This window comes from Amycolatopsis decaplanina DSM 44594 (assembly GCF_000342005.1).
GTDB lineage: Bacteria > Actinomycetota > Actinomycetes > Mycobacteriales > Pseudonocardiaceae > Amycolatopsis > Amycolatopsis decaplanina.
Map to the genome: position 1 here is coordinate 72181 of NZ_AOHO01000061.1, position 9597 is coordinate 81777.

At 70.7% G+C, this 9597-nt stretch carries 12 protein-coding genes; 10 read left to right on the forward strand and 2 right to left on the reverse strand.

Annotation, left to right across the window (positions count from 1 at the left end):
* The first annotated feature begins 2 nt into the window (after positions 1 to 2).
* On the forward strand, positions 3 to 647 hold the full coding sequence (locus H074_RS21515) for a GOLPH3/VPS74 family protein (protein ID WP_007032171.1): 645 nt from the start codon (positions 3 to 5) through the stop codon (positions 645 to 647).
* Here the strand turns inward: H074_RS21515 and H074_RS21520 are convergent.
* The gene (locus H074_RS21520) at positions 630 to 1250 is read right to left on the reverse strand and encodes a TetR/AcrR family transcriptional regulator (protein WP_007032172.1); all 621 of its coding nucleotides are present in this window, start codon (positions 1248 to 1250) and stop codon (positions 630 to 632) included. The two genes, H074_RS21515 and H074_RS21520, sit on opposite strands and share 18 nt — an antisense overlap.
* An 85-nt stretch (positions 1251 to 1335) precedes the next feature.
* On the opposite strand from H074_RS21520, the gene H074_RS21525 reads away from it, so the two are divergent.
* The 5 genes from H074_RS21525 (at position 1336) to H074_RS21545 (ending at position 6049) form a co-directional block, all read left to right on the forward strand.
* Entirely contained in the window at positions 1336 to 1848 is a 513-nt protein-coding gene (locus H074_RS21525; protein ID WP_007032173.1) for a PH domain-containing protein, read from the forward strand.
* Positions 1845 to 3350 (forward strand): PH domain-containing protein, encoded by a 1506-nt coding sequence (locus tag H074_RS21530; protein ID WP_007032174.1) that lies wholly within the window; start codon positions 1845 to 1847, stop codon positions 3348 to 3350. The genes H074_RS21525 and H074_RS21530 overlap by 4 nt, the downstream gene beginning before the upstream one ends.
* A 198-nt stretch (positions 3351 to 3548) precedes the next feature.
* The gene (locus H074_RS21535) at positions 3549 to 4310 is read left to right on the forward strand and encodes an isocitrate lyase/PEP mutase family protein (RefSeq protein WP_007032175.1); all 762 of its coding nucleotides are present in this window, start codon (positions 3549 to 3551) and stop codon (positions 4308 to 4310) included.
* A 10-nt stretch (positions 4311 to 4320) separates the two neighbouring features.
* On the forward strand, positions 4321 to 5340 hold the full coding sequence (locus H074_RS21540; protein ID WP_007032176.1) for an aminotransferase class V-fold PLP-dependent enzyme: 1020 nt from the start codon (positions 4321 to 4323) through the stop codon (positions 5338 to 5340).
* Between the two features lie 88 nt (positions 5341 to 5428).
* Positions 5429 to 6049 carry a hypothetical protein gene (locus H074_RS21545; RefSeq protein WP_007032177.1) on the forward strand — a complete coding sequence of 207 codons (621 nt, stop codon included), beginning with the start codon at positions 5429 to 5431 and terminating at the stop codon, positions 6047 to 6049.
* Positions 6050 to 6139: 90 nt separating this feature from the next.
* On the opposite strand, the gene H074_RS21550 is transcribed toward H074_RS21545, so the two are convergent.
* The gene (locus tag H074_RS21550; protein ID WP_007032178.1) at positions 6140 to 7027 is read right to left on the reverse strand and encodes a ferritin-like domain-containing protein; all 888 of its coding nucleotides are present in this window, start codon (positions 7025 to 7027) and stop codon (positions 6140 to 6142) included.
* 189 nt (positions 7028 to 7216) lie between these two features.
* Between H074_RS21550 and rimP the strand changes: the two genes are divergently transcribed.
* From rimP to H074_RS21570, 4 genes are all read left to right on the forward strand, one after another.
* Positions 7217 to 7756 carry a ribosome maturation factor RimP gene (gene rimP / locus H074_RS21555; RefSeq protein ID WP_007032179.1) on the forward strand — a complete coding sequence of 180 codons (540 nt, stop codon included), beginning with the start codon at positions 7217 to 7219 and terminating at the stop codon, positions 7754 to 7756.
* Positions 7753 to 8793, forward strand: coding sequence for a transcription termination factor NusA (gene nusA, locus H074_RS21560; protein WP_007032180.1), 1041 nt, complete (start codon positions 7753 to 7755; stop codon positions 8791 to 8793). Before rimP ends, nusA begins: the two co-directional genes overlap by 4 nt.
* Before the next feature lie 131 nt (positions 8794 to 8924).
* Positions 8925 to 9119: a YlxR family protein gene (locus H074_RS41640; protein ID WP_235096842.1), complete on the forward strand. Its 195-nt coding sequence runs from the start codon at positions 8925 to 8927 to the stop codon at positions 9117 to 9119.
* Between the two features lie 145 nt (positions 9120 to 9264).
* Positions 9265 to 9597 (forward strand): translation initiation factor IF-2 N-terminal domain-containing protein (locus tag H074_RS21570; RefSeq protein WP_007032182.1); only part of this gene is annotated, 333 nt, incomplete at its 3' end.

Here is a 9597-nt window from a genome sequence, read left to right on the forward strand (position 1 = left end):
CGATGACCGAACTTTCCTTACCCGCCAAGACGTATCTGCTCGCCTGCGACGTCGGCAAGGCCAAGCTGCGTGACCGGGCGCGCGCGGGTCTGCTGATCCGCGGCGCCGCGCTGACCGACCTCGTGCTGCGCGGCCGCGTCACCGACGCGGACGGCCGGGTCGCGGTGTCGGGCGCCGGGCCGACCGGTGACCTCGTCCTCGACGAGCTGCTCACCGAGATCGCGGTGGAGAGTCCGCGCAAGTGGAAATGGTGGGTGCGCAAGGACGCGCGCGGCACCTTGGAGGCGCTGGAGTCCCAGCTGGACACGGCGGGCGTGATCGAACTGCGGACGGGCCGGACGCTGGGCCTGTTCCCGTCGCGCCGTCCGACCGTGCGGGATCCGGCCGTGGTCGAACGGTTGCGGGCCTCGGTCGATCAGGCGTTGCGTGGTCCGTCGCCGGTGTCCGATGCGGACGCCGCGCTCACCGCGCTGGTGGCCGCGGTGGAACTCCGCGGTGTCGTTTCGGGCAAGGACCGGCGCCGGTACAAGGACCGGATCGAGGAACTGGGCGAACGCGGCGGGGACGCGGTTCCCGCGCTGCGCAAGCTGTTCCGGGAACTGCGGGCGGTGCGGGCGTCGGCGGCGTCGTCATCCGGCGGGAGCTGAGCCGAACAGCCGGTCGAGGTGATAGTCCACAGTGGACAAGACCTCGTCCGGTGTCCGGTGCTTCATCACGATGTTGGTGCCCTGCGAATCGGCGAGCGCCCAGAGGATCGCGGATTCGTGCATCGGATCGGCCGACTTGTCGACATCGCCCGCCTCCTGGCCCTGGCGGATCAGCAAGGCGAACAGTTCGAACAGCTGGGGAACGCCCTCGGTGTACGCGGCCGCGAACGATGGATCGGAGACCGCGCGGATGAAGAAGGCGACGCCCATCAGCCAGTCGCCGCGGCCGCGCTCGTCGAGCGGCAGGATCTCCATCATGATCGCGCGGATGATGGCCTTGGGGGTCGACGGCAGTTCGCCGGTCTCCAGCTGGGCTTTGATGCGTTCTTCGTACACCTGCGAGCGGCGTTCGACGGCGAACAGCAGCATCTCGTCCTTGGTCTTGAAATAGTGCTGCACCAAGCCCATCGACATGCCCGCTTCGGCGGCGACGTGCCGGAGGCTGACACCTTCGAGGCCCCGCGTGGCCGTCAGCCGCGTCAGCGCCTCGGCGATCTCCGCGCGTCGCGCGGCGTGATCCACCTGTTTCGGCACCTTCACCATCCGTTCCGCCCGTTTGCAATGCGATCGCATTGCCACTACTGTCGCACGCTATTACGATGCGATCGCATTGTAAACGATCTCGGGGGTGAACTCGGTGGAAGCCGAACGGGGGAAGGTGCGGTTGAGGCCGCCGCGGAACGCGCTGGATCAGCGGGTCGTGGGCTGGTGGCGGCTGCAGGGAACGTTTTTCTGGGGCGCGCCGGTGCTGGTGCTGGTGGTGCTCGGGCTGCTCGTCACGCCCGCGCGATTCTGGCTGCTGACACCGGCGGCGGTGTTCGCGGTGATGGGCCTGGTCTGGGTGATCGCGATGCCGCTGTGGTGGTTCAAGGTGCACCGCTGGGAGGTCACGGAGACCGCGGTGTACGCGCGCTCCGGGTTCTTCTGGCAGGAGTGGCGGGTCGCGCCGATGTCGCGGATCCAGACCGTGGACACCCTGCGCGGGCCGCTGCAGCAGGTGTTCAAGCTCGCGACCGTCACGGTCACCACGGCGTCGGCCCGGGGCGCGGTCAAGATCCGCGGGCTCGACCACGAGCTGGCCGCGAGCCTGGCGGAGCAGCTCACCGAGACGACGCAGGCGACGCCGGGGGACGCGACATGACCTCGGGCGAGTTCGAAGGCTGGAACACGCTCGACAAACGGACGCTCGCCGTCACCGCGCTGACCATGGCGGGCGCGGCCGTCGGTGCCGCGATCCCGATCACGGCCGCGATCGTGGGCGGCGGGGGACGGTTCTGGGTCGTGCTCGCCTGGGTCTTCGCGGGCGGGGTGGTGCTCGTCGGCGGCGGCGTACTGGCGGACCTGTTCTACTGGAAGGGGGTGCGGTACCGGGTCACGCCGGACCGGCTGGAGACGGCGTTCACGCTGATCTTCCGCTCGCGGAAATCCCTGCAGCGCGAACGGATCCGCAACGTCGACCTGACCGCGAACCCGCTGCACCGGCTGTTCGGCGTGGCGGTGGTGACCATCGGCACCGGCTCGCACGAATCGGGCGGGCAGGGCCGGATCAAACTCAACCCCGTTTCACGCGCCGAGGCCGAGCGGCTGCGCGCGGACCTGCTGCGCCGCGCGGAAATCGCGGAGACCGATGTGGACGCGCCGCTCGCCGAACTGGACCTGAGCTGGATCCGCTACGCGCCGATGTCGTTCGTCACGCCGACCCTGGGGCTCGCCGCGGGCGGCGGCCTCATGCAGATCTCCGAATGGGCGGGCCTGCAGAAAGGCCTGATCGACTGGGTGATCGGCCTGTTCCGGGGTATCCCGCTGGTGGCGGCGATCCTGATCCTGCTGGCGATCGTGATGGTCGTCGGCCTGGTCGGCGCGCTGGGCCTGTGGGTCGAGATGTGGTGGAACTACCGGCTCGATCGCGAACCCGGCGGCACGCTGCGGGTGCGCCGGGGCCTGTTCACCACGCGCTCGATCTCGATCGAGGAGCGCCGGATGCGCGGCATCGACCTCGTCGAGCCGCTCGGGAACCGGATCTCCGGCGCGGCGCGCGTCGACGCGATCGCCACCGGCATGCGGCAGAGCGACGACAAGGACAAGACCGACTACCACACGCTCCTGCCCGCCGTGCCGGTCGCGACGGCCAACCGGGTCGCCGCCGCGGTACTGCGCGAACCGGTCTCGCCGGCCGAAGCCGTCCGGCTCACCGGACATCCCCGCGCGGCGCGGGGACGGCTGCTGCGCTGGTGGGTGGGTTCGGTCGTGGTCTTGCTGGCGATCTTCGCGATCCTCGGCTTCCTGCTCACCGACGTCCTGCTGGTGATCGGTGCCGCGCTCGGTGTCGTGCTGCTGCCGGCGTCGGTGCTGCTGGCGCTGGACGCCTATCGCAACCTCGGGCACGGGATCACCGGGCGCTACCTCGTCGGACGGCACGGGACCGTGCGGCGGAGCACGTTCGCCCTGGAACGTGACGGCGTGATCGGCTGGACGGTGAAGCAGTCGATCTTCCAGCGGCGCAAGGGATTGCTGACCGTCGTGGCGACCACGGCCGCCGGTGGCGGGGCGTACTCGGTGTACGACGCGGGGGAGGAGCAGGGACTGCTGTTCGCGGAGGAGTCCGTGCCGGAGCTGCTGACGCCTTTCCTGGAGCGGGCCTGACCCCGCACTCACGTGCTCGGACCCCGCACTCATGTGATCAGAGGCGGAACTCGCGTGCTCAGACGCCGCACACTCGAGTGCGGCATCCAGTCACGCGAGTTCCGTGTCCAAGCACCTGAGTTCCGCCTCTGAGCACGCGATTCACGTCGGCCGGACGCTTCGGCCGTCACCGAAGCATCCGCTCGTTACCGTCGTGCCATGACCGCATTCGCCGCGCTGCACGTCCCCGGTTCCCCGCTGCTCCTGCCGAACGTCTGGGAGTTCGGCACGGCCGCCTTCCTGGCCGCGCAAGGCTTCCCGGCGCTTGGCACGACCAGTCTCGGAGTCTCGGCCGCCGAAGGCGAGCCGGACGGTGCCCCGTCCTCGAAGGACGCCACCGTCCGGTTGGCGCGGCGGCTCGCCTGCCTGGACGCGCTGATCAGCGTCGACCTCGCGGACGGGTTCAGTGACGATCCGGGCGAGGTCGGCGCGCTGGCGGCGGAGCTCGCCGAAGCCGGTGTCGCGGGCATCAACCTCGAAGACGCCCTTGGCGACCCCGCGCGGCACACGGCCAAGATCGCGGCGGCGAAGGAACACGCGCCCGGTCTCTTCGTCAACGCTCGCACGGACACGCATTGGCTGGGAAAGCCAGACATCGGCACCGCGATCGACCGCTCTCTGTCCTATGTGGACGCGGGAGCCGACGGGGTGTTCGTGCCGGGGCTCGCCGAGCCCGTGGACGTCGAGCGGCTGGTGAAGGCCGTCGGGGCGCCGGTGAATCTGCTGTTCCTGCCCGGCAAGGTCACCGTCGAGGGTTTGGCCGGACTCGGCGTCGCACGGATCAGTCTCGGTTCGCTGCCGTACCGGATGGCGCTGGCCGCAACGCTGCGCACGGTGGAGGCCGTTCGCGACGGCGGTGAACTCCCGCTGATCCCGCCGTCCTACGCCGACGTCGCGGCCCTGCTCCCGGAACCTCATTAACCTCGGGTGCATGCAGTCCTTCGGAGCCGAATTCGCCATCCCGCCCGGTTATCTGAACACGCCCAGCATCGGCATCCCGCCGTCGCACGTGGCCGACGCGGTGGCGGAGGCGGTCGAGCGGTGGCGGCGCGGCGAGGCGCGCCCGTCGGACTTCGACGAGCCCGTCGCGCGGACCCGGGCGGGGTTCGGCGCACTGATCGGGGTCCCGGCGGAGCGGGTCGCGATCGGGGCATCCGTCTCGCAGCTGATCGCGAACGTGGCCGCCGGACTGCCTGACGGCGCCAGTGTGCTGGTCGCCGGGAACGACTTCACGAGCGTCACTTTTCCGTTCGCGGCTCAGGCGCACCGCGGGGTGAAGGTCACCGAAGTCCCGTTGGCCGAGCTGACCGAACGCGTCGAGGGACACGATCTCGTCGCGGTCAGCGTCGTCCAGTCGGCCGACGGCGCCCAGATCGACCTCGGTGCGCTCCGTGCCGCCGCCGAGGCGGCGGGCGCGGCGGTCCTGCTCGACGCCACCCAGGCCGCCGGGTGGCAGCCGCTCGACCTCGGCTGGGCCGACTGGGTGGTCGCCGCCGGATACAAATGGCTTCTCGCGCCGCGCGGGGCGGCGTGGCTGGCCGCGCATCCGCGAGTGCTGGAACGGGCGGTGCCGGTCGCCGCGAACTGGTACGCCGGGCAGGACCGCTGGCAGACCGTCTACGGCCTCCCGCTGCGGCTCGCGGAGGGGGCCCGGTCGCTCGACCTGTCCCCGGCCTGGCTCTCGTTCGTCGGCGCCGCCGTCTCGCTGGACTACCTCGGGTCCTTGGACCTCGAAGCCGTCCGCGCGCACTGCGTGGGTCTCGCCGACTCGCTCCTCGAAGCGCTCGGCTCACCCGGTCAGGGGAGCGCGATCGTCTCACTCGACGCCGACGCCGGCCGGGTGAAGGAAGCGGGCATCGTGGCCGGTACCCGGGCCGGAAGGCAGCGATTCGGGTTCCATCTCTACAACACGGCTGACGACGTCGAACGGGTGATAAGCACGTTCAGGTGAACCGCCGGACCGGCGTGAACTACCGTATGTTCCCGTGGTTGGTGCGCAATTTACCCCGGGACCGACGGAAACGGCCCGGCTTCAGCCGGTGCGACCGGCAGGACCGGGCGGGCCGCCGCCCGCGCCGAAGCCGCCGAGGGACACCAAGGGCCTGGCGCTGCGAGGCGCCGGGCTGGTCGCCATCGCGGTCGTCTCGGCGCTGCTCTGGTGGCTGATCCGGCACGAGCCGGAGACGGCCCCGGTCGCGGACCCGCCGTCGAAGAGCGGCCAGTTCCAGTACACGCTGGTCGAAGGCCCGCAGGTCACCAGCGACTGCGCGAGCAAGGCCTACGGCGACACCAAGGAGTTCTTCACCCAGACGCCGTGCACGCGGCTTTCGCGGGCGCTCTACACGACCGAGACCGGCGGGAAGAAGGCGCTGGTGTCGGTCGTCCTGGTCACCATGCCCGGCGAGGTCACCGCGACCCAGCTCAAGGCGCTCACCGACAAGGACGGCACGGGCAACGTGTCCGACCTGGTGCGCGACGGGACCTTCAAGGCACAGGGCGCTCCGAAGATCTCCGGGCAGGACGCGGCCTACGACTCCCACGTCACCGGGCCCGAGGTGGCCATCGTGCTGGCCGGTTTCTACGACAAGCAGACCGACAAGCCGGTGCTGGAGCGGATCGCGACCGACGCCCTGCGCCTTTCCGGGGACCTGCGCCGCTGACCTCTCCCGTTCCTGAGCCGAAAGCGTCCTTCACCGCATCTCACGCGGTGAAGGACGCTTTCGTCGCATCACATGTGGGGAAAGTCCCCCTCAGCCAGCCGACTGACCCGGCATGGCGATCGCCACCGGCTTCGCGCCGAACTCCGCCCGCCACGCCGTCCCCCGCCGCGCCGACCCGATCAGCGCGTTCAGCGCCGTCGTCCGCAAAGCCGCGTCGTCGGTCCGGTCGATCACGCCGAGCCAGGCCGAGGTCGCGTCCGACTCGGCCGTCGCGACCAGTTCCATCGCCGAGTTCGCCTCGGTCACCGGCCTCGGCGGCACGTACGCGGCTTCCGGCCCGGCGGGTGTCTGGCCCGCCGCGGAAAGCATCCGTTCGCAGACGTCCCGCCGTTTGACGTGCTCGGCCGTGCCCCGGGTCACCGCGCCGGCGAAGGCGGCGGGCAGGTACGCGCTGACCAGCCCGTACACCCAGATCGCCGCGTGTTCGGCGGCCAGCGCCTGCTGGACGGCTTCCGCCGCCTCCCCACCGAGCTGGACTCCCGCGGGGACTTCGACCGCCCCGGCGTCGTCGCCGCGGCCGAGTTTCTCCGAACTCTGCTGCAGCGCCGCGCAGCCCGCGGCCACCGACGCGACCATCCCGGCGCGGTAGCGGGGCAGCGAAGGCACGAGGCCCTCGGCCTGCTTGCGGGCCTGGGCGAGCCGTTCCTTGAGCCCGTCCACCGACGACGGCGGGTTCTCCGCCGGACCGGACTGCTCCGGCTTCGGCCGGTTGAGCCGGTCCACCTCGGTCTTGAGCGCGGCCGCGTGCGCGGCCCGCGCGGTGGCGACCGCTTCACCCTCGGCGCCCGTCAGCGCCTTCGCACCCGCCGCGTCGGTCTCCGCCGCGCGCAGCAGCGGGCCCAGCGGGTCGGGGCTTTCGTCGAAGCCGGGGGAGCAGGCGGAAGCCAGCGGCACGGCCAACACGGCCAGCGCTCCCATCCGCAGGAAAGTGCGACGGCTCGGCGAGGTGGGCTCTGTCGATCTTCCGTTCACGCCGCCCCATCCTGCCAGTAGCCCGCGCGGGGCCGCCGCTCGCGCGTCACGCGGGGGTGACCGGATAAGCTGGTCCACTACCGAACCCGGATTCACGCCGCCGGGTCGCCCACAGCCGAACAGGAGCGCTCCACCGTGCCCAACGACCTCGCCAGCAGGCTGGAGCCCATCGTGGCCGAAGCCGTCAAGGCCGCGGGTTTCGACCTCGATTCCTTCGAGGTCCAGCAGGCAGGCCGCCGTCAGCTGGTCAAGGTCGTCGTCGACGGGGACGACGGCGTCGGGCTGGACGAGGTGGCGAGCGTCAGCCGGGCGGTCTCCGCCGCGCTCGACGAGAACGAGCACGTGATCGCCAGCGCGTACACGCTCGAAGTCACCTCGCCGGGTCTCGACCGGCCGCTGACCGTGCGGCGGCACTGGCGGCGCGCGAAGTTCCGCCTCGTCAAGGTCACCCCGGCCGAAGGCGCGGCGTTCATCGGCCGCGTGGGGCACGCGGGGGAGAAGTCCGCGCGCGTGCTCGTGGACGGCGAGATCCGGGACGTCCCTTACGCCTCGGTGACCAAGGCGGTCATCGAGATCGAGTTCAAGCAACCACCTGCCGAGGACCTGAAACTGTTGGAAACCGATGCGTCGGCTCTGAACGCCGCCACCACGGAGCCGAAGGAGGAGCCGAAGTGAACGTCGACATCGCCGCGCTGCGCGCGATCGAACGGGACAAGGACATCCCCTTCGAGACGGTGATCGAAGCGATCGAAACCGCGCTGCTCACCGCGTACAAGCACACCGAGGGCCACCAGCCGCACGCCAGGATCGACATCGACCACAAGAGCGGGCTGGTGCGCGTCCTCGCGCACACCCTCACCCCGGACGGCCAGACCGACGAGGAGTGGGACGACACCCCCGAGGGGTTCGGCCGGATCGCCGCGACCACCGCGCGGCAGGTCATCCTGCAGCGCCTGCGTGACGCCGAGCACGAGAAGACCTTCGGCGAGTTCTCCGCCAAGGAGGGCGAGATCGTCGCCGGCGTCGTGCAGCGCGACGCCCGCGCCAACGCCCGCGGCATGGTCGTCATCCAGGTCGGCGACATCGAAGGCGTCCTGCCTTCGGTCGAGCAGGTGCCGGGCGAGTCCTACGAGCACGGCAGCCGGATCAAGGCCTACGTCGTCACGGTCGCGCGCGGCAACCGCGGCCCGCAGATCACGCTGTCGCGGTCGCATCCGAACCTGGTGCGCAAACTGTTCGCCCTCGAGGTCCCCGAAATCGCCGACGGCACCGTCGAGATCGCCGCCATCGCGCGCGAGCCGGGACACCGGACCAAGATCGCGGTCCGCTCGACGGTGCCCGGCGTCAACGCCAAGGGCGCGTGCATCGGCCCGGTCGGCGCGCGCGTGCGCAACGTGATGAGCGAACTGGCCGGCGAGAAGATCGACATCATCGACTTCTCGGAGGACCCGGCGAAGTTCGTCGGGAATGCGCTGTCGCCCGCGAAGGTTGTATCGGTACGGGTCGTCGACGAGCGGGCCAAGACCGCTCGTGTCGTCGTCCCGGACTTCCAGCTTTCGCTCGCGATCGGCAAGGAGGGGCAGAACGCCCGCCTCGCCGCCCGGCTCACCGGCTGGCGGATCGACATCCGCAGTGACGCCGCCCCTGAGCAGGGTGACGAAGCACACGCCGGGCAGCCGCGGCCCGCCGCGGCAACCGGTTCGGCTGAGTGAAGGTCGAAGCGCTAGACTTACGAATGGTTCAGAGCCCGCGGCCGGGAACCGACCTCCAGCATGACCGGGAAGCCCCCGTTCGTACCTGTGTGGGTTGCCGTCGGCGGGCTTTGATCGGCGAGTTGCTGCGAGTGGTCGCGGCGGACGGTCGGTTGATCGTCGACGAACGTCGGCGGTTGCCGGGCCGGGGTGCCTGGTTGCATCCCGTGCCGGACTGTCTGGCCAAGGCCGAGCGGCGCAGGGCGTTTCCCCGAGCACTTCGTGTTCCGGGGTCGCTCGACGCCCAGGGTGTCCACGAACGCCTGGAGCGGTTCGCCGAGGAATGAGGGGCGCCGGGACATCCCCGGTGCCGGATGGAATCAGGAAGCAGGTCGACCCGTCATGAGTCAGCCGTGAAGCTGAATCAATGAACGCGCGACAATAGGACGAGGTCTGCGGGTCTGCCGCCGGCCTCCCCAGATGAGGAGAGCTGTGCCAGGCAAGGCCCGAGTACATGAGCTCGCGAAAGAGCTCGGCATCACCAGCAAGGAAGTTCTCGCCAAGTTGAAGGAACAGGGCGAGTTCGTGAAGTCCGCGTCGTCCACCGTCGAGGCGCCGGTCGCCCGTCGTCTCCGTGACGCGTATCCGTCCAAGGACGGCAAGAAGAAGCCGGTTCCGACCCCCGGCCCGCGTCCTTCACCCGCGCCGCCCGCGAAGCCCGCCGCCCCGGCTCCGGCCGCGAAGCAGGCCCAGCCCGCGCCCGCGGCGAAGACCGAGGCCCCGGCCGCCCCCGCGGCGTCCGCTCCGGCCCCGTCGGCCCCGGCC